Here is a 22,862-nt window from a genome sequence, read left to right on the forward strand (position 1 = left end):
GGTTACATTCCGAACCCGGAAGCTAAGCCTCACAGCGCCGATGGTACTGCAGGGGGGACCCTGTGGGAGAGTAGGACGCCGCCGAACAATCATTCGAGAGAAGCCCCCGCCGGGTGAACCGGGCGGGGGCTTCTCTGTTGTAAGGTCAATGTGCAAAAGTCGTCACACGGTACAGGAGGCTCCCGGGTGGAGGTCCAGGAGACGCGGGTCCAGACCGATCGCGTCCTCACCATCCCCAACCTGCTGAGCATGGGCCGGCTGGTCGGTGTTCCGCTCTTTCTCTGGCTGATCCTCTGGCCGGTGTTCGACGGGCCGAACAACGACGGCTGGGCGCTGCTGATCCTGATGCTGAGTGGCATCAGCGACTACCTGGACGGCAAGCTCGCCCGTAGGTGGGGGCAGATCAGTCGGGTCGGCCAGCTGCTCGACCCGCTGGCGGACCGGCTCTATGTCCTCTCCACTCTGGTCGGCCTGACCTGGCGTGAGATCCTGCCGTGGTGGGTCACGGGCATCCTGCTCGCGCGTGAACTGTTTATCCTGGCGCTTCTGCCCATTCTGAACCGGCATGGTTATGGGCCGCTTCAGGTGAGTTTTCTGGGGAAGGCCGCGACATTCAATCTGATGTACGCGTTTCCGCTTCTCCTGCTCGGCGTCGGCGACAGCTGGATCTCGCGGCTGGCCGAGGCCGTGAGCTGGGCCTTCATCTGGTGGGGGACCACGTTGTACTGGTGGGCCGGTATTCTTTACGCCGTTCAGGCGCGGCGGATCATCCGGGCCGGCGCCGCGTCCACAGGCTGAGACGTGATCTGAGAGAAGTGCCACGGCGACACGGTGCGTCGGACGATATCTTCCGGGTAGAAGAACCTCTGGAACGGTTTGATGGACCTGCAGGTCCACCACCCCGAAGGAGGACGCACCCGTAATGAAAGCCGTTGTAATGGCAGGGGGCGAAGGCACCCGGCTCCGCCCGATGACCTCCAGCATGCCGAAGCCGCTGCTTCCCGTGGCCAACAGGCCGATCATGGAGCATGTGCTTCGGCTGCTGAAGCGGCACGGCCTCTCCGACACCGTCGTCACCGTGCAGTTCCTGGCCTCACTGGTCAAGAACTACTTCGGTGACGGCGAAGAGCTTGGAATGCATCTGACATATGCCAACGAGGAGACGCCGCTCGGCACTGCGGGGAGTGTCAAGAACGCCGAGGACGCGCTGAAGGACGACTCCTTTCTGGTGATCTCCGGTGACGCGTTGACCGACTTCAACCTCACGGAATTGATCGAGTTTCACCGCAGCAAGAACGCACTGGTCACGGTCTGTCTGACCCGGGTGCCGAATCCACTGGAGTTCGGTATCACGATCACCGACGACGAGGGGCGGGTCGAGCGGTTCCTGGAGAAGCCGACCTGGGGTCAGGTCTTCTCCGACACGGTGAACACCGGTATCTATGTCATGGAGCCCGAGGTCTTCGACTACGTCGCCGCGGGGGAGTCCGTCGACTGGTCGAGTGATGTGTTCCCGCAGTTGCTCAAGGAGGGCAAGCCGGTCTACGGCTATGTCGCCGAGGGCTACTGGGAGGACGTGGGTACCCACGAGAGCTACGGCAAGGCCCAGGCGGACGTCCTGGAGGGCAAGGTCGACGTCGAGCTCGACGGGTTCGAGATCTCGCCGGGTGTCTGGGTCGCCGAAGGCGCGGAGGTGGACCCGGAGGCGGTCCTGCGCGGGCCGCTCTACATCGGTGACTACGCCAAGGTCGAAGCCGGGGTGGAGATCCGCGAGCACACGGTGCTGGGCAGCAACGTGGTCGTCAAGCGCGGCGCCTTCCTGCACCGGGCGGTCATCCACGACAACGTCTACATCGGACCGCAGAGCAACCTGCGCGGCTGTGTGGTCGGCAAGAACACCGATGTGATGCGGGCCGCCCGGATCGAGGACGGCGCGGTGATCGGGGACGAGTGCCTGGTCGGCGAGGAGTCGATCATCACGGCCAATGTCCGGGTGTACCCGTTCAAGACCATCGAGGCCGGTGCGGTCGTCAACACCTCGGTGATCTGGGAATCCCGCGGCCAGGAGCACCTGTTCGGGGTGCGCGGTGTCTCGGGCATCCTGAACGTCGAGATCACGCCCGAGCTGGCCGTCCGGCTGGCCGGCGCGTACGCGACGACCCTGAAGAAGGGGGCCACCGTCACCATTGCGCGTGACCACTCGCGTGGTGCGCGTGCACTCAAACGGGCGATGATCTCTGCGTTGCAGACGAGCGCGATCGACGTCCGTGACCTCGAGAACGTGCCGATGCCAGTAGCCCGGCAGCACACCGCGCGCGGGAGTGCGGGCGGGATCTTCCTGCGGACCACGCCGGGGGTGCCGGACTCGCTCGACATCCTCTTCTTCGACGAACGCGGGGCCGACCTCTCCCAGGCCGGGCAGCGCAAGCTCGACCGGGTGTACGCACGCCAGGAGTACCGGCGCGCGTTCCCCGGGGAGATCGGTGATCTGACCTTCCCGTCCAGCGTCTTCGACTCCTACGCGGGTAATCTGCTGCGGACGGTGGACACCACGGGCGTTCGCGAGGCCGGACTGAAGGTGGTCGTGGACACCGCGCACGGCAGTGCCGCACTCGTTCTGCCGAGCATCCTCGGCCGGCTCGGGGTGGAGGCGCTCACCGTCTCCAGCGGGCTGGACGAGTCCAGGCCCACCGAGGACGCGGAGGAGCGCAGGGCCGGGCTGGCCAGGCTGGGCGAGCTGGTGGCGTCGTCCCGGGCGGCTTTCGGCGTGCGCTTCGACCCGGTGGGCGAGCGGGTGGCGTTCGTGGACGAGCTGGGCCGGGTGATCGACGACGACCGGGCCCTGCTCGTGCTGCTCGACCTGGTCGCGGCCGAGCGCCGCAGTGGCCAGGTGGCGCTCCCGGTGACGACCACCAGGATCGCCGAGCAGGTGGCCGCGTACCACGGCACCCAGGTCTGCTGGACGACGACTTCGCCGGACGACCTCGCCAAGGCGGCCGCGGCCGACGGCACGGTGTTCGGCGGGGACGGGCGCGGCGGCTTCGTCGTGCCGGAGTTCAGCGGCGTACTGGACGGTGCGGCGGCGTTCGTCCGCCTGGTCGGCCTGGTGGCCCGGACCCAGCTCACGCTGAGCCAGATCGACGCGCGGATCCCGCAGGCGCACATCCGGCGCCGGGACATCGCCACGCCGTGGGCGGCGAAGGGCATGGTCATGCGCTCGGTCGTGGAGGCGGCCGGTAGCCGGCGGCTCGACACCACCGACGGTGTGCGGGTGGTCGAGGCCGACGGGCGCTGGACGCTGGTGCTGCCGGACCCGGCCGAGGCGATCACCCACCTCTGGGCGGAGGGCCCGGACGACGCGGCGACCGAGGCGCTGCTGGACGAGTGGGCCGCAGTGGTCGACGGGGCCGGGCGGTGACGGCCGGGGCCTGAGAACCGCGGTCAGGACAGCGGGGCGGTACGGGATGTCCCGTACCGCCCCGCTGTCCGTTTTCGCACTCTTGGTCATGATCCGTCGCTTATGGCGTGTGTGCAGGTCAGGGGGTGTGCGCGGGGTCCTCCGCCGACATGGGACGATGGTCCGCATGCCAGCGACGCCGACACCGGGTGCCCGTAACGGACGGTACAACCGTCCGGACGCCTCGATGTCCCTGCTGACCAATGTGATGGACCACAGTCTGGACGAGGGCTATGCCGAGGCGGCCGCGGCGCAGGGCGGTGACCGCGACAGCCGGATACCGGGCACGGCCCGGGGCCTGCTCACGCTGGGTGCCGGGCTGGCCCTGGTCGGGGCCGTGGTGACGGTGGGCGCGGTCAACGCGCACAAGGCCGAGCCGACGCTGGCCAAGGAACGCGACGCGCTGATCCAGCGGATCAACGACAGCAACGGCTCGGTGGACCACCTCCAGCAGCAGGTCCAGGACCTGCGGCGGAAGGCCGACAATGCGCAGCAGCAGGCGCTGGACTCGGGGGACACGGATCCGGCCGACCTGGCGGGCACCGTCGGGCTCGGGGAGGTCGCCGGGCCGGGCGTGAAACTGGTGCTGGAGGACGCGAGCGGCACCGGCGCGGGCGGGAACGTCGATCCGCGCGCCGGGCAGGGCTTCTCCAACAGCGGCCGCCTCCGGGACCGAGATCTTCAACTGGTGGTGAACGGCCTCTGGGAGTCCGGTGCGGAGGCGGTGTCGATCAACGGGCAGCGGCTCACCGCGCTCTCGGCGATCCGGGCGGCCGGCGAGGCGGTGCTGGTCGACAACCGGCCGCTGGTCCCGCCGTACAACGTGCAGGCGCTCGGGGACGGTCCGAAGCTGGTCACCGCCTTCGAGGGCAATATGGCGGGCCAGTACCTGCGGCTGCTCCAGGAGAAGTACGGCATCAAGTCGACGATCTCGGCGCAGAAGAAGCTGACCCTGCCGGCGGCGGTCGGCGTCACACTGCGGACCGCCCAGCCGGCCACGCCCGAGCCGGCGCCGACGGCGAGCCCGTCGGCCGCCCCCGGCTCCTCGGCCTCCGCCGGTGTGCCACCGTCCGCCAGTGGCTCGGAGAGCCCCTCCGCCGGGGCCTCGTCGAAGGCCACGCCCAGCGGGCAGCCCTCGGGCAGGCGCACGCCGACCACCTCCGCCAGGACCGCGACAGCCCACACGCCCACGGCGGCCACAAGCGGGCCGCCCTCCTCCGCAGGGACAGGAGCAGCTAGACCGTGATTGCCGTACTGGGTCTCGTGATCGGGGTGGTCGTCGGGCTCTTCGTCCAGCCCGAGGTGCCCGACGCCGTCGTGCCGTATCTTCCGATCGCGGTGGTGGCGGCGCTGGACGCCGTCTTCGGTGGCGTCCGGGCCATGCTGGACGGGATCTTCAACGACAAGGTGTTCATCGTCTCGTTCCTGTCGAACGTGGTGGTCGCGGCGCTGATCGTCTTCCTCGGGGACCAGCTGGGCGTCGGCTCGCAGCTGTCCACCGGCGTGGTCGTCGTCCTCGGTATCCGCATCTTCTCGAACGCCGCTGCGATCAGGCGCCATGTCTTCCGTGCCTGAGCCGGACCGCGGGCCGGCGGACGGGAACATGGACGAAAGGGCAGGAAACGGCGTGCGCGAGGGCAGCGGCGAGGGGCCTGAGAAGGCGGCGGGCAAGGCGCCGGAGCGGATTCCGGAAGGGCCCGTCGCGGGGTCTGGGTCGTCCGACCAGGGGAACGGCGGCCAGGCCGAGCAGGAGGCCGAGGGGCGGCCGGCGAAGCCTGAGGCCAAGGCTGAGGTCGAGGCGGCGGCCGAGCCCGCCGCGCCTGCGCCGCAGCCGGTGGCGGTGCCCGGGCCGGAACCGGCCGCCGGGACGGCGCCCGAGGCGGAGCGGGTACGAGCGGCGGAGGAGCCGGCCGAACCCGGGGCGGAACCGGACGCCGACGACCGCGGTGCGGGTCGGCGGCGCCTGAAGGCGGCGCTCTGGCCGCCGCGCCTGTCGCGCGGCCAGCTGGTCGTGGCGGTGCTGCTGTTCTCGCTCGGTCTGGCGCTGGCGATCCAGGTGCGTTCGACGAACGACCACCACAGCCAGCTGCGTGGCGCACGCCAGGAGGATCTTGTTCGTATCCTCGACGAACTGGACAGCCGCCAGCAGCGTCTCCAGCAGGAGAAGGCGGAGCTCGAGCAGTCCCTGGCCAAGTTGGAGAACAGTTCCAACCAGGCCAAGGAGGCCCAGGAACAGACCAGGAAGAAGGTGACGGAGCTCGGCGTGCTTGCCGGGACCGTCAAAGCCACTGGTCCGGGCATCGTACTGACGGTCGATGATCCCCAAGGGCAGGTGAAGGCAGATATGCTGCTGGACACCCTGCAGGAACTCCGAGCGGCGGGGGCGGAGGCGATTCAGATCAACGATGTGCGTGTGGTGGTCAACACCTACTTCACCGACGTGTCCGGCGGCGGCGTGCAGATCGACGGCAAGAAGGTCTCGCAGCCCTATCGGTTCACCGTCGTGGGGAACCCGCAGGACCTCACACCCGCGCTGAACATCCCGGGGGGTGTGGTCCGTACCCTGGAGAGCCATCAGGCGCGGGCGACCATCTCCCAGCAGCAGAAGGTGGTCGTCGACGCTCTCGTCGATCTGAAGACACCGCAGTACGCCAAGCCGGCTCCGAAGTGACGGGGCACCTGTCGAACGGTCCGTCACCCGCGGGCGGCCCCCGGTGCGGGAGGCCGCCGTCGCGTGGGCGAGACTGGTCCACACCAGCACACGCCGGAACACCACCCGTCGGAGTACCACTCCAGCCGGCCCGATCCATGACCGGGCCCGCAGCCTGTCCGAGGTTCTCACCCTGCCCCGCGGGCGGGTCTGTCACACGCAAGGGGATTCGCCCGTGAGTTTCTTCTCGAAGTTGTTCGGTCGCAACAAGGGCCGTGACGCGGCCGCCGTCGAGGCGCCCACCGCGCGTCACCGCCGCGCCGACGAAGAGCCCGCCGTGCCGGGCATGCGCTCCGCCCCAGAGGGGGCGGACTACGCCGAGCGGCCGTTGTTCCGGGACGGTGCCGGCGCCCAGTACGCGGGAAATTCCGCGGGCTACGGCGCGTCGGTTGACCCCTCCGGCGCCCCGCGCATAGGTTTCCCGTCAGGACCCTCAACCTCTGGTGGAGGGTTTGCCCCGGACCCGTATGCCGGGCACAACCCGTCGGGTGTGCCGCGCCAGGAGGCTGTGAACATGGCTGGCCCCATTCCGTGCCCCAGGTGTGGCAACCAGAACCCGGCTGCGGCCCGCTTCTGTTCCAACTGCGGTATGGCGCTGCGCGGTGGCGCGCTGCCCGAGGGGGCGGCGGAGACCACGTCGACCATCTCGATCTCCGGCCTGGAGTCGTACGACCCCAACACCACCACCGGCACCGGCGCCACGCCGGCCCTGTCGGCGGAGGTGCTGTCGGCGATCGACGCGCTTCCGCCGGGCTCGGCCCTGCTGATCGTCCAGCGCGGCCCGAACTCGGGCAGCCGGTTCCTGCTGGACTCGGACATCACCACGGCCGGACGTCACCCGCAGGGTGACATCTTCCTCGACGACGTCACGGTCTCGCGGCGGCACGTGGAGTTCCGCCGCACCCCGGCCGGCTTCAGCGTCGCCGACGTGGGCAGCCTCAACGGCACCTACGTCAACCGGGAGCGGATCGACGAGGTGTCGCTGAACAACGGCGACGAGGTGCAGATCGGGAAGTACCGGCTGGTGTTCTTCGCCGGCCATAACCGGGGGTACTGACCCCAACGTTGGCAGGAGCCCGAGTGAGTGCGAACACCCCTTCATCTCTCGGGGCGGCCAACCCCGCGTCGTCCGGTTCGCAAGCGGACCAGACCGTGCGCGGGGTGGTCGCGGCCCCCAGGCGCCCGATCCACTCGGACCGGGTGGCCGGGGGTGGCCGACGGCGCGCCGGCGACGAGCTGCTGAGCATCGGAGCGGTGCTGGCCTTCCTGCGGGACGACTTCCCCGAGGTCACCATTTCCAAGATCAGGTTCCTGGAGGCGGAGGGCCTGGTCGAGCCGCAGCGCACACCCTCGGGGTATCGCAAGTTCAGTCCGGCCGACGTCGAGCGGCTGGCGTACGTGCTGCGGATGCAGCGCGACCACTATCTGCCGCTACGGGTGATCCGCGAGCACCTGGACGCGATCGAGCGCGGCGAGAACCCGCCCGCGCTGCCCCCTGCCGACGCCAGGCCCGGGCCGATGGAGGAGGCGGACCGCGAGCTGGTGGCGGCCGCCGAGGCCTCGACCGGGGTCCGGCTCGGCCGGGCCGAGCTGCTGGCCGCCGCCGAGGCGGGCGAGGGCGAACTGGCCGAGTGGGAGTCGTACGGGCTGGTCGCACCCGGTCCGGACGGCGGCTACGACGGCGAGGCGCTGCAGGTGGCCCGGCTGGTCGCGGAGCTGGGCCGGTACGGCCTGGAACCGCGCCACCTGCGGGCCATGAAGGCCGCCGCGGACCGCGAGATCGCGCTGGTCGAGCAGGTCGTGGCGCCGCTGCGGCGGCACCGGAACCCACAGACCAGGGCCCACGCCGAGGCCACCGCCAGGGAGCTGGCCACGCTCTCCGTGCGGCTCCACGCGGCCATGGTCCAGGCCGGCCTGCGAATCCGCTCGTAGCCTGCCCCACCGCGCTGACCAGCGCCGTCGACTCTGCGCTTTCATATCCGGGTCGAGGGCCATAGGGTTGCCTGTGTGAATGAGCTCGACGTCGTGGGTGTCCGGGTGGAGATGCCTTCCAACCAGCCGATCGTGCTGCTGCGGGAGGTCGGGGGCGATCGGTACCTGCCGATCTGGATCGGCCCCGGCGAGGCGACCGCGATCGCCTTCGCCCAGCAGGGCATGACGCCTGTGCGCCCGCTGACGCACGACCTCTTCAAGGACGTCCTGGAGGCGCTCGGCCAGCAGCTCACCGAGGTGCGGATCACCGATCTGCGGGAGGGCGTGTTCTACGCCGAACTGGTCTTCGCCGGCGGGGTGGAGGTGAGCGCCCGGCCGTCCGACGCGATAGCGCTGGCGCTGCGGACCGGCACGCCGATCTACGGGAGCGAGGAGGTGCTCGCGGAGGCGGGCATCGCGATCCCGGACGAGCAGGAGGACGAGGTCGAGAAGTTCCGCGAGTTCCTCGATCAGGTGTCGCCCGAGGACTTCGGCGGCAGCGGTCCGCAGTAATGCGGAGACCTGGCGGGGCGGGCGTTCGGTCATTTTGCCAAAAGGCGACTACTTACCCACACTAGGGGCACGAAAAACCACTCTCCCGAGTGACGCGGTTTATCCCGCTCGGCGTGGCGATCGTTGACGGGCCATAGGGGACTGCCTACCGTCAGGAGTGGTTGTCAGGGTGTCTCTCGCCCGCAGCCTGGGTTGCCCGCAGGACGAGTGGACGGAGGTAGGCATGATCAGCACCGGCGATGAAGCGGCCGTGGGAGGCCTGTGCGCCGTGCACATGTCGCGCACCGCTCGCAGCGTGGCTGACCTGCACCGGCCGGAGCTGCCCCGGGTGGGCCGGTTCCCCGCCGTACAGCCGGGCCAGCCGGCCATCGAGCGCCTCGCGCCGACCTCCGAGCTGATCGGCTACCGGGGCCCGACGGCCTGTGCCGCGGCCGGGATCACCTACCGCCAGCTGGACTACTGGGCCCGGACGGGGCTGCTGGAGCCGAGCGTCCGGTCGGTGTATCCGGCGAGCAGCCAGCGGCTGTACAGCTTCCGCGACATCCTGCTGCTGAAGATCGTGAAGAGGCTGCTGGACGCGGGTGTCTCGCTGCAGAACATCCGGGTGGCGGTCGCCCATCTGCAGTCCCCGGAGGTCACCGGGCTGGCCGGGCTGACGCTGATGTGCGACGGCGCGACGGTGTACGAGTGCACCACGCCGCAGCAGGTGGTCGATCTGCTCAAGGGCGGTCAGGGTGTCTTCGGCATCGCGGTCGGTGCGGTCTGGCAGGAGCTGGAGCGGTCCCTCGGGCGGCTGCACGCCGAGCGTACGGACACCGGTGAGACCGTGATCGGACAGGACCCGGCGGACGAGCTGGCGCAGCGCCGCAACCGCGCGGGCTGACGCGGGAGCTGACGAGGCCGCGGGCCCGGACGGGGAACCGTCCGGGCCCGCGGCCTCGTCGTGCCTGGTGAACCGATCACGGGAGGGCATGTGCGGTCCGGCTCCGGCATACCTGGTCTGCTGAGGCGGCGGGCGTTGCGGCTCGGCGTCCGGCTGCGGCGGCGGCGCACCCAGCGCAGGATCTTCCAACTCGCCACCAGCTGCTGTTCGTTGGCCCTGGCGCCGAGCGCCTGGCTGTGGATGTCGGCGGGGGACCGGGTGGGCACGGTGGAGAGCGCGCCCACGGCACCGGTGGCGGTGGTCTTCGGCGCGGGGCTCTTCGACGGCAAGCCGTCGCCGTATCTGGCCCACCGACTGGACGCGGCGGTCGACCTGTACCGGCTGCAGAAGGTCCAGGCGATCCTGGTCACCGGTGACAACGGGCGGGACAGCTACGACGAGACCGACGCGATGCGGCAGTACCTGGTCGAGCACGGGGTGCCCCAGGTGCGGGTGGTGGGCGACTACGCGGGCTTCGAGACCTGGGACTCCTGCACCCGGGCGCACCGGATCTTCGGGGTTGACCGGGCGGTGCTGGTCAGCCAGGACTTCCACGTCCGGCGGGCGCTGGCGCTCTGCGAGGCGGCGGGCATCGACTCCTACGCGGTCGGGGTACCGGAGCTGCACGACGCCACCTGGCTGTACGGCGGGCTGCGGGAGATCCCGGGAGCGGGAAAAGCGGCGCTGAACGCCTGGCTGCGGCCGGATCCGGTGTTCCTCGGCCCTGCGGAACAGGGCATTCCGCAGGCACTGGCCGACGCGGGGTCGGTCGCGGGGCAGCGCTGACCCCGGGCGGCGTCGATCCAGCGTGGCATCGGTCCAGGTTGGCAGGCTCCCCGGCGGTTGGTGACGGCCGACGGGTGACGGGCGGCGGCCGGGTTCGTACGGACTGTCGGACCCGTGCGGCATGATCGGCGAGTGCGGTCACTGCCGAGCATCATCCACCTCGACATGGACGCCTTCTTCGCGGCGGTGGAGCAGGCGGCCAAGCCGAGCCTGCGTGGAAAGCCGGTGATCGTCGGTGGGCTGGGCGGGCGTGGCGTCGTCTCCACCGCTTCGTACGAGGCGCGGAAGTTCGGGGTGCATTCGGCGATGCCGATGGCCCAGGCGCGCCGGCTCTGCCCCAACGCGGCGTTCCTGTCCGGGCGGTTCGAGGCCTACCGGCAGGTGAGCGAGATAGTGATGGGCCTGCTGCGCGAGCTGTCGCCGCTGGTGCAGCCGCTCAGCCTGGACGAGGCGTTCGTCGACCTGGAGGCCGGCCCGTACGGACCGGCGCTGGCGGCGGCGGACCACGCGACGGGGGAGCGGCTGGTGCTCGCGCTGGCGGAGGACCTGCGCGCGGACATCCACCGGCGCACCGGGCTGACCGCCTCGGTCGGGGCGGCCGGGTCCAAACTGATGGCGAAGATCGCCTCCGAGCAGGCCAAGCCGGACGGGCTGGTGCTGATCGAGCCCGGCCAGGAGCGCGCGGTGCTCGGGCCGATGCCGGTGCGGGCCCTGCCCGGTGTCGGGCCGGCCACCGAGCAGGTGCTGCGCCGGGCCGGTCTGAACACCGTGGCCGATCTCGCGGAGGCGGGGGAGGCCGAGCTGGTGCAGTTGCTCGGCAGGGCCCACGGCGCCGGTGTGTTCCAGATGTCGACAGGGCTGGACGACCGGCCGGTGGTGGCCGACCAGGACGCCAAGTCCGTCTCGGTGGAGGACACCTTCGAGGTGGACCTGGCTGACCGGGAGCGGGTGCTGCGCGAGGTGGAGGTGCTGGCGGCGCGGTGCGTGCGCCGGTTGCGGGCGGCCGGGCGTTCGGGCCGGACGGTGGTGCTGAAGGTCCGCCGGTTCGACTTCTCCACGCTGACCCGCTCGGAGACGCTGCGCGGCCCGACGGACGACGAGACGGTGATCACCGAGACGGCCCGCCGACTGGCCGGCCAGGTGGACATCACCGGCGGGGTGCGGCTGCTCGGTGTCGGGGTCTCGCAGCTGGCCGACTACACCCAGGAGGACCTGTTCGCGCAGGCCGTCCGGGAGGAGTCTGCGGAGCGGGAGGCGGACGAGGACGAGACGACCGGTGCGGAGCCCGAGCCGGTGGCGGCCGGGGTGCGGCACTGGATGCCCGGGCAGGACGTCCGCCATGCCGGGTTCGGGCCGGGCTGGGTCCAGGGCAGTGGCGTCGGCCGGGTGACCGTCCGGTTCGAGACGCCGTGGAGCGGGCGGGGCCGGGTGCGGACCTTCGCGGTGGACGATCCGGCGTTGGAGCCGGCCCGGCCGCTGCCGCTGCGCGGGGACGAGGGGGCTCCCGACGACGGGGAGGCGGGTCGGGCCGAAGGCTCGGCAGGGGACGGCTGAACATACGAAGCGGCCCCACCCGGCGGGGGATCCGGGTGGGGCCGCGTGCCGTGCCGGGCCTCGGACGGCCGCGATGCCCTCGTCGACCGTTCGGGGTCCGGTCCCCCGCGCCCTGTCCCTGAGCGCGGGGGTGGACGCCTCGTCAGGCGTCGGTCTTCACCAGCTCGGGGCTGGAGGCGTGGTTCGCCGCGGAGCCCTGGGCCACGATGGTGGCGGGCTTGACGCTGCGGATCAGGAAGGGGACGGCGCCGGCGACCACGCAGACCGCGGCGGCGGTCCAGAACGCGTGCTTGTAGGCGTCCAGGGTGGGGAGCGAGACCGGGATCGGCAGCTTCATGGTGTCGCCGGTCAGGATGGCGGCCATCACGGCGGTGCCGATCGCGCCACCGACGGTGCGCAGCACGGCGTTCATGCCGTTGGCGATGCCGCTCTGCTCGACCGGGACGGCGCCGTTGATGTAGGCGGGCATCGCCGAGAAGGCGAGGCCGATGCCCAGACCGAAGATCGCCGAGGCGGTGTAGATGTCGGCCTCGTGGCTGTGCCGCAGGGCCAGGTAGGCCATCGCGACGGCGCCGAGGACGCCACCGAGGACCAGCGGGAGGCGGGGGCCGCGGCGGGCGATCAGCAGGGCGCCGAGCGGGGCGGCGACCATCGAGCCGAGCGCGGAGGGCAGCAGCATGATGCCGGCGTGCAGCACGGTGGCGGTGAAGCCGTAGTGGGCGAGCTTCTCAGGGGTCTGGGCGAAGTTGCTGATCACCATGAACGAGCCGTACATGCCGAAGCCGATCAGCAGGCCGGCCAGGTTGGTGAAGGCGACGGCCGGGCGGGACATCATCGTCATGTCGACCAGCGGGTGCTTGACCTTGACCTCGATGACGCCCCAGATCAGGGCGACCACGGCGGCGACGGCGAACAGGCCGAGCGTCTTGGTGGAGGTCCAGCCCCAGTGGTTGCCCTGGCTGACCGCGACCAGCAGGGCGGAGAGCCAGCCGGCCAGGGTGATCGCACCGAGCGGGTCGGCGCCGCCGTCCTTGTCGGTGACCGGGTCGGCGGGCACCCGGAAGGCGACCAGGGCGACCGCGAGCAGACCGAAGACCAGGCCCATCCAGAAGATCGACTTGTAGCTCCAGTGCTCCAGCAGCAGGCCGGTGGCGACCAGGCCGAGGCCGCTGCCGACGCCCATCGACGCGCTGATCGCCGCGACGCCGCCGGTGACCTTCTGCTTGGGCAGTTCGTCACGGACGATGCTGATGGCCAGCGGCAGCACGCCACCGCCGGCGCCCTGGAGGACGCGGGCGACGACCAGCCAGGTGAAGGAGTGGGTGGTGACCGCGAGTGCGGACCCCGCCACCAGGCCGGCCAGCGAGATCAGCAGCATCGGCTTGCGGCCGCGCAGGTCGCCGAAGCGCCCCAGCAGGGGGGTCAGCACGGCGGCGGAGAGCAGGTTGGCGGTCATCAGCCAGGTGATGCTGGAGCCCGAGACGCCGAGCTCCTTGGCCAGCGAGGGCAGGATCGGAACGACCGCGGTCTGCACCACGCTGAACGACAGCATCGCCAGGATGAGGGCCGGCAGGACCCGGGCGCTGCTTGGCTTCGTGGTGGTGGGCTGTGGTGCCTCACTCACGGTTGCTTCCTCCTGTACATGGTGAATGAACTGAAGTAACCATGCAGGGGGATACTTCAGTGTGTCAAATATCGATTGGTGAAGCTTTGGCAAAGTCGAGGACCCCGGGCCGCGGCGGCCCGGGGTCCTGCTGATGTCCGGTTCAGATGAGCGGCCGGACCGGAGCCTCGCGGGCCGGTTCGTCCACCGCACGGGCGGCTGTGGCCGGGTGCGGAGTGTGGGCCGCCGGGGGTACGGGCGTGTGGACGGACGCCGTCGCGGGGGGCGGGGCGGGCGCGGTGGCGTCGTGCACCTCGATGTGCTCGCGCCGCAGCTCGTCGCGGATCACCTCCTCGGTGGTGTACCGCTCGACCACCAGGCGGACCCGCTCGACGGGCGCCAGGTACTTGCGGACCACCGGGCGCTCCTCGCGCAGCGTGACCTCCTCGACGGACTCGGCGATCTCCTTGTTGGTGATGAGCGCGCGCTCGGCCTCGCTGACGGGCGTCCGCTCCACCCGGACCCGCTCGCGGACCACGGGGACGCGGTGCTCCACCGCCTCGGTGATGACGTACTTGCGCAGCTTCGCGGTGCCCAGGACGTGCCACTCGGTGGTGACCTCCAGCCGTTCCTCGCGGCAGGTGAGCTCCACCGGGCTGCCGAGCGCGGGCGGGGCCGGCCGTGCGGCGTCGACCGGGGCGCCGTCGACGACTGGGGCGCCGTCGACGGCCGGAGTGTCGGGCTCCGTGGTCTGCGGCCGGGGCGCGGCGGCGGGCGCGGTGGCGGTGCCGGCTCCCGAGGCGGTCTCCCGGGCGGGTCCGGACGGCTTGCCGAGGTCGACCGCCGGGGTGGTGGCGTGCTTGGCGGGCGCGGTGTCGGCGGAGTGGAAGGCGAGCGGCCCGGCGGGGGGCGCGGCGTCTGCGGAGTGGAAGGAGAGGTGCTTGGCCGGAGCCGCGGCGGTGGACGCGACGCCTGCGGCCGCGCCCGCCCCCGCCGCGTCGGCGGCCTTCTCCGCCGGGGGGACGGCGCCGAAGTCCAGGTCGGCCGGCTGGTCGGTGTCGGGCCCGGAGCGGTCGTCCGCCGGGGTGTCGAGTCCGTAGTAGCGGTAGAGCTGGAGTTCCTGGGCCGGTGAGAGGTGCTGGCCCACGCCGAAGTCCGGTGACTCCTTCACCAGGGACTTGTCGTACGGCACCCGCAGCTCGTCGCCGGAGAACTCGCTGGTGGTCAGCGGGACGAAGGCGTCCCGGCCGAAGATGCCGGTCCGGACGGCGGCCCACTCCGGCTGGCCGGTGGCGTCGTCGAGGTACACCTCGTCGACCGTGCCGATCTTGTCTCCGTTGCGGTCCACCGCCTTGTGGCCGATGAGGTCCCGGGGATCGATATCGGTTTGCACTCTTTCCTCCCGTGCAGCTGTTCCTGCGGAACGCCGTAGGCCGGCGGTTTGAGCACCCGTTCCCTCCGCCACTTCACACCAAAAGCCATGAACCAGACATACGCGAGCCGGGTGCAGCCGTCCGGGCCGGGTGCTCCGCTGTACGGGTCACGGGTGAAGTGGCCGAGTGACCTGACGTACCCGTGATCGGAGGGCTTCCCGCTGGTACCCTGGGCGCGACCGCCGAGCCCGCTCGGGAGAGTCCCCGACCGCGAAAACCGCTGGTCGAGGCGCCGAAGGAGCAACTCCTCCCCGGAATCTCTCAGGCATCCGTACCGTGTGGGATAGGTCACTCTGGAAAGCAGGGCAGGACCGCCGGCGAGGGAGCCGGCGGCCACCACCCTCACCGACGGTGCAAGCCGACGGTGCGCCCACAGCGCACCGTGCGGGTGAAGCTCTCAGGTCCCGATGACAGAGGGGGAGGCCTGTCGGGTTCGTCCGCCCGGGCCGAGCCGCTGTCCGCAGCGATCGGAGCCGTCCGGCGTGCGGACCCCCGCCGGTCCGTGACCAGGAGGCCTCGACCACCATGAACGCCCAGCCGAACGCCGGACGCTCCACCAGCGCCGCGACCCTCACCGAGCTTGAGCAGGCCAGCCCCTTCGAGACCCGCCACATCGGCCCCGACGCCGCCGCGCAGGAGAAGATGCTGGCCCAGGTCGGCTACGGCTCGCTGGACGAGCTCGCCGCCACCGCCGTGCCCGAGGCGATCCGCTCCATCACCGGTCTGGACCTGCCCGCGGGTCGCAGCGAGGCCCAGGTGCTCGCGGAGCTGCGCGAGCTGGCCGGCCGCAACCGGGTGCTCCAGCCGATGATCGGCCTGGGCTACTACGGGACCTTCACCCCGCCGGTGATCCTCCGCAACGTCCTGGAGAACCCGGCCTGGTACACCGCCTACACGCCGTACCAGCCGGAGATCTCGCAGGGCCGCCTGGAGGCGCTGATCAACTTCCAGACCCTGGTCTCCGACCTGACCGGCCTGCCCACCTCCGGCTCCTCGCTGCTCGACGAGGGCACCGCGGCCGCCGAGGCGATGGCGCTGGCCCGCCGCGTCACCAAGGTCAAGGGCGGTGTCTTCCTGGTCGACGCCGAGACCCTGCCGCAGACCCTCGCGGTGGTCAACACCCGCGCCGTGCCGACCGGGGTCGAGGTCGTCGTCGCCGACCTCTCCGCGGGCATCCCGGCCGAGATCGTCGAGCGCGGTGTCTTCGGCGTGCTGCTCCAGTACCCGGGTGCCACCGGTGTGGTCCGCGACCTCACCCCCGTCATCGAGCAGGCCCACGGCCTCGGCGCGATCGTCGCCGTCGCCGCCGACCTGCTGGCGCTCACCCTGCTGAAGTCCCCGGGCTCGCTCGGCGCCGACATCGCCTGCGGCACCTCGCAGCGCTTCGGGGTGCCGATGGGCTTCGGCGGCCCGCACGCCGGCTACCTCTCGGTGCGCGCCGAGTACGCCCGTTCGCTGCCCGGCCGCCTGGTCGGCGTCTCCGTCGACGCCGACGGCAACCGCGCCTACCGCCTGGCGCTGCAGACCCGTGAGCAGCACATCCGCCGCGAGAAGGCGACCAGCAACATCTGCACCGCCCAGGTGCTGCTCGCCGTGATGGCCTCGATGTACGCCGTCTACCACGGCCCGGACGGCCTGGCGGACATCGCCCGGCGCACCCACCGCTACGCCGCCGCCCTCGCCGAGGGCCTGCGGGCCGGCGGCGTGGAACTGCTGCACGGCGAGTTCTTCGACACCGTCACCGCCGTCGTCCCCGGCCGCGCCGCCGCGATCGCCGAGGCCGCCCGCGAGCACGGCATCAACGTCTACCAGGACGGCGAGGACCGGATCTCGGTCTCCACCGACGAGACCACCACCCGCGAGCACCTGGCGGGCGTCTGGGCCGCGTTCGGCGTCGAGGGCGTCGAGGTCGCGGAGGGCGCCGACGCGCTGCCCGCCGCGCTGCTGCGCGAGGACGAGTACCTGACCCACCCGGTCTTCCACAGCCACCGCTCGGAGACCGCGCTGCTGCGGTACCTGCGCCGCCTGTCGGACCGGGACTACGCGCTGGACCGCGGCATGATCCCGCTGGGCTCCTGCACCATGAAGCTCAACGCGACCACCGAGATGGAGCCGGTGACCTGGCCCGAGTTCGGCCAGCTGCACCCCTTCGCGCCGATCGACCAGGCGCAGGGCTTCCTCACCCTGATCCGTCAGCTGGAGCAGCAGCTGGTCGAGGTGACCGGCTACGACGCCGTCTCCATCCAGCCGAACGCCGGCTCCCAGGGCGAGCTGGCCGGCCTGCTGGCCGTCCGCGCCTACCACCACGCCAACGGCGACACCCAGCGTGACGTCTGCCTGATCCCGTCCTCCGCGCACGGCACCAACGCGGCCTCCGCCGTGATGGCCGGCATGCGCGTGGTCGTGGTCAAGACCCTGGTCGACGGCGACGTGGACGTCGAGGACCTCAAGGTCAAGATCGAGAAGCACCGCGACAGCCTCGCCGTGCTGATGGTCACCTACCCGTCCACCCACGGCGTGTACGAGACCCAGATCACCGACATCTGCGCGGCCGTGCACGAGGCCGGGGGCCAGGTGTACGTGGACGGTGCCAACCTGAACGCCCTGGTCGGCCTCGCCAAGCCGGGCAAGTTCGGCGCGGACGTCTCGCACCTGAACCTGCACAAGACCTTCTGCATCCCGCACGGCGGCGGCGGCCCCGGCGTCGGCCCGGTCGCGGTGCGCGGGCACCTCGCGCCGTACCTGCCCAACCACCCGCTCCAGGCGGAGGCCGGCCCGGCCACCGGCGTCGGCCCGATCTCGGCCGCGCCCTGGGGCTCGGCCGCCATCCTGCCGATCTCCTGGGCGTACGTCCGGCTGATGGGCGGCGAGGGGCTCAAGCACGCCACCCAGGTCGCGGTGCTGAACGCCAACTACATCGCCAAGCGGCTGGCCCCGCACTTCCCGGTGCTCTACACCGGCCCCGGCGGCCTGGTCGCGCACGAGTGCATCATCGACCTGCGCCCGCTCACCAAGGAGACCGGCGTCTCGGTGGACGACATCGCCAAGCGCCTGATCGACTACGGGTTCCACGCGCCGACGATGTCGTTCCCGGTGGCCGGCACCCTGATGATCGAGCCGACCGAGTCCGAGGACCTGCACGAGATCGACCGGTTCTGCGACGCGATGATCGAGATCCGGGCCGAGATCGAGAAGGTCGGCTCGGGCGCGTGGGCGGCCGAGGACAACCCGCTGCGCAACGCCCCGCACACCGCAGCCGCCCTGGCCGGCGACTGGGCGCACGGCTACTCGCGGCAGGAGGCGGTCTTCCCGGCCGGCGTCAACCCGGCGGACAAGTACTGGCCGCCGGTCAGCCGGATCGACGGCGCGTACGGCGACCGCAACCTGGTCTGCTCCTGCCCGCCGCTGGACGAGTACGGCTCCTGACGTAGCCCGGACGGCACAGGCAGGGCCCCGGCGGAACGTTCCGCCGGGGCCCTGCCCCGTCCTGTGTCGCCCCGGCCGTCTACGCGGCGTGGGCGACGGCGCGGCGCGGGGCGATCACCCGGCCGTCAGGCAGCAGTTCGCCGGTGTCCTCGAAGAGCAGGACGCCGTTGCAGAGCAGGCTCCAGCCCTGCTCCGGGTGGCAGGCCACCGGTACGGCCGCCTCGCGGTCCTCGGATTCGGCCGACGGGCACTCAGGACGGTGCTGGCACATTCGCGTACCCTCGCTTCGCTCTGCGATCCACCCCGTGGTGCGGCCGACGGATGACCATCGGGAGCCGCCGCGGTAGCCGGATCCTGTCCGGCGCCGGGCCAGGTGTGGGCCGGCGCTCAAGTGGGTAGGACAGGGGGTCCTTCCACGCTGGTTCCCAGTGTCGGCATCCGGGGACGATCGCGCAGCGATTTCGTGACACGCGCCACAACCCCCGGGCAGAGATCACCCGTTCAGGTGGCGTAGCGGGTGAATCACCCCCGGACGGGCCATCGTCCGGCTGGCCCGGGAAGGCCATGCCCGATGGCCCGCCCGGGTGGGCGGGCAGGGCGGTGGGGTGCCGTGGGGGGCCTCAGGGCGAGCCGAGCAGCAGCGACCCGGCGAGCGGTGTCCGTGCCAGGGCCGCCAGCAGGTCGCCGGCCGGATAGGCGCGGTGCGCGGTGACCCCGAGCGGGGCCGGTGCCAGCGGGATCAGCAGGTCCGAGGCCGGGCCGGCGTCCGGGCTGTGCAGCCACAGCGCCGTCGCGTACTGGCCGGGGAAGGTCAGCAGTCTGGGCTGCTGCCGGGCCCGGGAGGACTGGGCGAGCTGCCAGGCCTGGCGCAGGGCCCGGACGGTGGAGTCCAGGTACGGCCCGGCGGTGAAGTGGGAGAAGGCGTGGCCCTCCACGCCCTGTACGACCTCCGCCGCGGCGGCGACCTCGGGTCCGTCCTTGATCAGGAAGCGCCAGCCCGTTCGCCGGGCGGCGCGGAGTTCGGGGCGTGGCCCGTCCAGGACGTAGACCGCGAGCGGGTGTGCGGGGAGCAGTGGGCCGGCCGGGTGGAGCAGCGCTGCGGCGGCGGGTTGGCGCAGCGCGGTCTCCGAGTCGAGCGCGGCGAGGACCGCGCGCAGGGCACTGGGCGGGGGCTGGGGGGTCTGCAGAGTCATGGCGAGGTCGCCTCTCCGTGCGAGATCGGCGTGCGAGTGCGGCATACCGGCGTGGCGCGGTGTGTCATCGGTGACGGGACCTGGCCGTGTCCGGTTGTGCATGATCGCGGTGCCGGCGCGGCTGCTGCAGTCGACGAGGGCTTCGGAGCAGTAGCAGACCGGCCGGAGCGCAGTGCAGTGCGAATTCTACTCGAACAGGTGCGCAGGGTGACCTGTTTATCACAGGCGGTGTCGCCGGGCAAGTCGGCAGATGCGCTGAAAGTCCATCAGTTTCCTTGCATTGCAAGCCATTCGAAGCTCTCGGGTATCGATCTTCCAGGCGGGCATGATGCTTGCACGGTCGGTCGGCCGGGTGGGCTCAGGAGGAGGGGACCATGGGCGAGAAGGTCGTGGCGACGCGGGCGGACCTGTCGGACCGACAGCAGTACCGCCGCAAGCTGCAGTCCTGTCTCGACGCGCTGGGGCGGATGCTGCGCGAGGAGCGCTTCGACCGCCCGCGAGCGGTGGTGGGCCTGGAGATCGAGCTCAACCTGGCCGACGAGCAGGGTCTTCCGGTGATGCGCAACGCGCAGGTGCTGAGCTCCATCGGCTCCAGTGACTTCCAGACCGAGCTGGGCCAGTTCAACATCGAGGTCAACATCACCCCGCACCGGCTCTGCGGGCACGTCTTCGAGGAACTGCGGGAGGAGATCGACACCGGGCTGCGCTACGCCGACCGGCGGGCCGCCGAGGCCGGGGCCCGGATCGTGATGGTGGGCATCCTCCCGACCCTGGAGCACGACCACACCGGGCTGGACGCGATGTCCCACAACCAGCGCTACAGCCTGCTCAGCGACCAGATCGTGGCGGCCCGGGGCGAGGACATCACCCTGGACATCGAGGGCGTCGAGCGTCTCCAGCTGGAGTCGATCACCATGGTGGCCGAGGCCGCCGCGACCTCCCTGCAGTTGCATCTGCAGGTCACCCCCGAGCGGTTCTCCTCGGTCTGGAACGCCGCCCAGGCGTTCTGCGGCCCGCAGCTCGCGCTCGGCGCCAACTCGCCGTTCCTGTTCGGACGGGAGCTGTGGCGGGAGACCAGGCCGGTGCTCTTCCAGCAGGCCTGCGACACCCGTACGGCGGAGCTCAAGGCACAGGGCGTGCGCCCGATCACCTGGTTCGGCGAGCGCTGGGTGGACTCCGCCTACGACCTGTTCGAGGAGAACCTCCGCTACTTCCCGGCGCTGCTGCCGATCTGCGACGACGAGGACCCGGCCAAGGTGCTCTCCTCCGGCGGGATCCCGAGGCTGGCCGAGATGCGCCTGCACAACGGCACCATCTACCGCTGGAACCGCCCGGTGTACGACGTCAGCGACGGCGTGCCGCACCTGCGGGTGGAGAACCGGGCGCTGCCGGCCGGCCCGACGGTGGCCGACACCCTGGCCAACGCGGCCTTCTACTACGGGCTGGTCCGGGTGCTGGCCGAACAGCCGAAGCCGATCTGGACCAGGCTGCCGTTCGACCGGGCGGACGAGAACTTCCAGCAGGCCGCCCGGTACGGCATCGACGCCGTCTTCCAGTGGCCGCAGCGCGGCCGGGCCGGGCGGGCCGGCGGGCTGGCCACCGTCTCCGCCGTGGACCTGGTGCTCAACGAACTGCTGCCGATGGCGTACCAGGGACTGGACGAGTGGGGCGTGGAGCCCGCCGACCGGGACCGCTACCTCGGCATCATCGAGCAGCGCTGCCTGCGCCGCGTCAACGGAGCCTCCTGGCAGAGCGCGACCTTCCACCGGCTGCGCGAGCAGTTCGGGATGGACCGGTCGGCCGCGCTCGCCGCGATGACCCGGCGGTACATCGAGCACATGCGCGGCGGCGAGCCGGTGCACACCTGGCCGGTGGGCTAGGAGCAGCCCTGTGGCAGGATGACCGCTCCGGCGGTCGGCCGACGGCCGGAGCGACGCCCGCCCGCTGGAGCCCCCCGTGACCACCGTCCCGACCGCACCGGAGACCGCGACGCCCACGCGCCGGCTGCTCGGCGTGGAGCTGCTGACCGTCCTCGGGCTCTCGCTCGGGGCCAGCGGCATCGCCGCGCTGATCAGCTTCACGGGTTCGCTCACCGAGCCGCTCAAGCTCGGCCAGCAGGTCGCCACCCTGAACGGCTCGCGCGCCCCCGGCCGGCCCTGGCTGGACCTCACCTGGCAGCTGTACTACATCGGACGCGGCCTGATGCCGGTCGTACTGGTCGGCTATCTGCTGGTGCGCGAGGGCGCCGCGCTGCGGGTGCTCGGCTTCGACCTCGGGCAGAAGCTGAAGGACCTCGGCCGGGGCGCCGCCGTCGCCGCCGCGATCGGCGGCTCGGGGCTCGCGCTCTACCTGGCCTCCCAGGCGGCCGGCTACAACCTGACGGTGGCGCCCTCCGGGCTGCCCGACGTCTGGTGGCGGATCCCGGTGCTGCTCGCCTCCGCCTGGCAGAACGCGATCCTGGAGGAGGTGGTCGTCCTCGGCTACCTGCTGCGCCGGCTCGGGCAGCTGGGCTGGTCCTGGCCGGCCGCGCTGGTGGCGAGTTCGGTGCTGCGGGGCTCGTACCACCTGTACCAGGGGGTCGGCGGGCTGATCGGCAACATGGTGATGGGCGCGGTGTTCTGCCTGCTGTACCGGCGGTGGGGGCGGGTGATGCCGCTGGTGGTGGCGCACGCGCTGATCGACACGGTGGCCTTCGTCGGGTACGCGCTGCTGGCCGGGCACGTCAGTTGGCTGCCGACCGGCTGACCGGGAACGGGACGGCCGGGGTGCGCGGCGGGCGGGCGAGCAGCCGGTCCACGTGCCGGCGTTCGAGGCCCTGGCCGGGGTCGATCGGCAGCAGGACGCGGTCGCGCCGCCAGAGCGCCCGGCGGACCAGGCAGCCGGGGATGACGTCGTCGACCCAGGCGAACGGACGGCCCGCGGCGTACCGCAGCAGGGGTGCCCACTTGTGGGCGGAGAACAGGTCCATCAGCGGCACCCGCGGGTCGCCGGGCTGCGGGACGTAGCCGGCGAAGCGGACCACCGGGAGGCGGGGCAGGCCGATCGCCGGGGCGATGTGGATGTTGGCTTTCTCCTCCCACGTGGTCGCCCAGACGAGTTCGTAGGTGCCGGCCAGTTCGCGCAGCCACTCGCCGTGCCGGGCCGAGAGCAGCACGCTGTAGCCGAGCAGGGTGTGCGTGTCGAAATCGTTCTCCGGGCCGGGACAGACCGGGTTGAGCACACCGTCGACGTCCAGGAAGAGCAGTGGTTTCGGCATCGGGCGCCCCAGGTTCGACTCCGTCGTTTCCTGGTCGG

General features: G+C 71.4%; 19 protein-coding genes, 1 rRNA gene and 1 riboswitch. Of the genes, 15 read left to right on the forward strand and 5 right to left on the reverse strand.

Going from position 1 to position 22,862, the window contains the following annotated elements; translation table 11 throughout:
- The 12 genes from rrf to ACIO5D_RS32855 form a co-directional block, all read left to right on the forward strand.
- Window positions 1-87, forward strand: a 5S ribosomal RNA gene (gene rrf, locus ACIO5D_RS32800); the annotation flags it as partial.
- Between the two features lie 99 nt (window positions 88-186).
- The gene (locus ACIO5D_RS32805) at window positions 187-798 is read left to right on the forward strand and encodes a CDP-alcohol phosphatidyltransferase family protein (protein ID WP_363609165.1); all 612 of its coding nucleotides are present in this window, start codon (window positions 187-189) and stop codon (window positions 796-798) included.
- Between the two features lie 124 nt (window positions 799-922).
- A complete protein-coding gene (locus ACIO5D_RS32810) occupies window positions 923-3,418 on the forward strand; it encodes a sugar phosphate nucleotidyltransferase (RefSeq protein ID WP_363609163.1) in 2,496 nt (831 codons plus the stop codon).
- Between the two features lie 166 nt (window positions 3,419-3,584).
- Window positions 3,585-4,703, forward strand: a complete 1,119-nt coding sequence (locus ACIO5D_RS32815; RefSeq protein WP_400651170.1) for a DUF881 domain-containing protein — start codon at window positions 3,585-3,587, stop codon at window positions 4,701-4,703.
- The gene (locus ACIO5D_RS32820) at window positions 4,700-5,032 is read left to right on the forward strand and encodes a small basic family protein (protein ID WP_030062488.1); all 333 of its coding nucleotides are present in this window, start codon (window positions 4,700-4,702) and stop codon (window positions 5,030-5,032) included. The genes ACIO5D_RS32815 and ACIO5D_RS32820 overlap by 4 nt, the downstream gene beginning before the upstream one ends.
- Before the next feature lie 52 nt (window positions 5,033-5,084).
- The gene (locus ACIO5D_RS32825) at window positions 5,085-6,128 is read left to right on the forward strand and encodes a DUF881 domain-containing protein (RefSeq protein WP_363609159.1); all 1,044 of its coding nucleotides are present in this window, start codon (window positions 5,085-5,087) and stop codon (window positions 6,126-6,128) included.
- Window positions 6,129-6,342: 214 nt separating this feature from the next.
- On the forward strand, window positions 6,343-7,224 hold the full coding sequence (locus ACIO5D_RS32830) for an FHA domain-containing protein (protein ID WP_363609173.1): 882 nt from the start codon (window positions 6,343-6,345) through the stop codon (window positions 7,222-7,224).
- 182 nt (window positions 7,225-7,406) lie between these two features.
- On the forward strand, window positions 7,407-8,099 hold the full coding sequence (locus ACIO5D_RS32835; RefSeq protein ID WP_363609171.1) for a MerR family transcriptional regulator: 693 nt from the start codon (window positions 7,407-7,409) through the stop codon (window positions 8,097-8,099).
- A 75-nt stretch (window positions 8,100-8,174) separates the two neighbouring features.
- Complete coding sequence (locus tag ACIO5D_RS32840; RefSeq protein WP_030303568.1) at window positions 8,175-8,651, forward strand: bifunctional nuclease family protein; 477 nt, start codon at window positions 8,175-8,177, stop codon at window positions 8,649-8,651.
- Between the two features lie 223 nt (window positions 8,652-8,874).
- Entirely contained in the window at window positions 8,875-9,534 is a 660-nt protein-coding gene (locus ACIO5D_RS32845) for a MerR family transcriptional regulator (protein ID WP_363609157.1), read from the forward strand.
- Between the two features lie 90 nt (window positions 9,535-9,624).
- Window positions 9,625-10,359 (forward strand): vancomycin high temperature exclusion protein, encoded by a 735-nt coding sequence (locus ACIO5D_RS32850; RefSeq protein ID WP_400799658.1) that lies wholly within the window; start codon window positions 9,625-9,627, stop codon window positions 10,357-10,359.
- 132 nt (window positions 10,360-10,491) lie between these two features.
- On the forward strand, window positions 10,492-11,913 hold the full coding sequence (locus ACIO5D_RS32855; RefSeq protein ID WP_400651181.1) for a DNA polymerase IV: 1,422 nt from the start codon (window positions 10,492-10,494) through the stop codon (window positions 11,911-11,913).
- A gap of 142 nt (window positions 11,914-12,055) precedes the next feature.
- Here the strand turns inward: ACIO5D_RS32855 and ACIO5D_RS32860 are convergent, their stop codons facing one another.
- Complete coding sequence (locus tag ACIO5D_RS32860; protein ID WP_400651184.1) at window positions 12,056-13,537, reverse strand: MFS transporter; 1,482 nt, start codon at window positions 13,535-13,537, stop codon at window positions 12,056-12,058.
- A gap of 142 nt (window positions 13,538-13,679) precedes the next feature.
- Window positions 13,680-14,909, reverse strand: coding sequence for a PRC and DUF2382 domain-containing protein (locus ACIO5D_RS32865; protein WP_400651186.1), 1,230 nt, complete (start codon window positions 14,907-14,909; stop codon window positions 13,680-13,682).
- 223 nt (window positions 14,910-15,132) lie between these two features.
- Window positions 15,133-15,236, forward strand: a riboswitch (glycine riboswitch).
- Window positions 15,237-15,474: 238 nt separating this feature from the next.
- Between ACIO5D_RS32865 and gcvP the strand changes: the two genes are divergently transcribed.
- Window positions 15,475-18,375, forward strand: coding sequence for an aminomethyl-transferring glycine dehydrogenase (gcvP, locus tag ACIO5D_RS32870; RefSeq protein WP_363609149.1), 2,901 nt, complete (start codon window positions 15,475-15,477; stop codon window positions 18,373-18,375).
- A gap of 79 nt (window positions 18,376-18,454) precedes the next feature.
- Here gcvP and ACIO5D_RS32875 read toward each other — a convergent pair whose 3' ends face one another.
- Window positions 18,455-18,646, reverse strand: a complete 192-nt coding sequence (locus tag ACIO5D_RS32875) for a DUF5999 family protein (protein ID WP_363609147.1) — start codon at window positions 18,644-18,646, stop codon at window positions 18,455-18,457.
- 349 nt (window positions 18,647-18,995) lie between these two features.
- Window positions 18,996-19,568, reverse strand: coding sequence for a hypothetical protein (locus ACIO5D_RS32880; protein WP_363609145.1), 573 nt, complete (start codon window positions 19,566-19,568; stop codon window positions 18,996-18,998).
- 374 nt (window positions 19,569-19,942) lie between these two features.
- Here ACIO5D_RS32880 and ACIO5D_RS32885 point away from each other — a divergent pair, with 374 nt between their 5' ends.
- Together ACIO5D_RS32885 and ACIO5D_RS32890 are read left to right on the forward strand one after the other, a co-directional pair.
- A complete protein-coding gene (locus tag ACIO5D_RS32885) occupies window positions 19,943-21,448 on the forward strand; it encodes a glutamate--cysteine ligase (protein ID WP_363609143.1) in 1,506 nt (501 codons plus the stop codon).
- Window positions 21,449-21,524: 76 nt separating this feature from the next.
- A complete protein-coding gene (locus tag ACIO5D_RS32890; RefSeq protein WP_400651191.1) occupies window positions 21,525-22,313 on the forward strand; it encodes a CPBP family intramembrane glutamic endopeptidase in 789 nt (262 codons plus the stop codon).
- Here the strand turns inward: ACIO5D_RS32890 and ACIO5D_RS32895 are convergent.
- A complete protein-coding gene (locus tag ACIO5D_RS32895) occupies window positions 22,291-22,824 on the reverse strand; it encodes an HAD domain-containing protein (RefSeq protein ID WP_363609140.1) in 534 nt (177 codons plus the stop codon). The two genes, ACIO5D_RS32890 and ACIO5D_RS32895, sit on opposite strands and share 23 nt — an antisense overlap.
- Window positions 22,825-22,862 lie beyond the last annotated feature (38 nt).

It is taken from the genome of Kitasatospora sp. NPDC087315 (genome assembly GCF_044744345.1).
In the GTDB taxonomy this organism is placed as follows: Bacteria; Actinomycetota; Actinomycetes; order Streptomycetales; family Streptomycetaceae; genus Kitasatospora.

Coding starts and splice junctions, on each gene's coding strand:
- ACIO5D_RS32810 (WP_363609163.1), top strand. CDS start 923: ATGAAAGCCGTTGTAATGGCAGGGGGCGAAGGCACCCGGCTCCGCCCG.
- ACIO5D_RS32815 (WP_400651170.1), top strand. CDS start 3,585: ATGCCAGCGACGCCGACACCGGGTGCCCGTAACGGACGGTACAACCGT.
- ACIO5D_RS32845 (WP_363609157.1), top strand. CDS start 8,875: ATGATCAGCACCGGCGATGAAGCGGCCGTGGGAGGCCTGTGCGCCGTG.
- gcvP (WP_363609149.1), top strand. CDS start 15,475: ATGAACGCCCAGCCGAACGCCGGACGCTCCACCAGCGCCGCGACCCTC.
- ACIO5D_RS32875 (WP_363609147.1), bottom strand. CDS start 18,646: ATGTGCCAGCACCGTCCTGAGTGCCCGTCGGCCGAATCCGAGGACCGC.
- ACIO5D_RS32880 (WP_363609145.1), bottom strand. CDS start 19,568: ATGACTCTGCAGACCCCCCAGCCCCCGCCCAGTGCCCTGCGCGCGGTC.
- ACIO5D_RS32885 (WP_363609143.1), top strand. CDS start 19,943: ATGGGCGAGAAGGTCGTGGCGACGCGGGCGGACCTGTCGGACCGACAG.
- ACIO5D_RS32895 (WP_363609140.1), bottom strand. CDS start 22,824: ATGCCGAAACCACTGCTCTTCCTGGACGTCGACGGTGTGCTCAACCCG.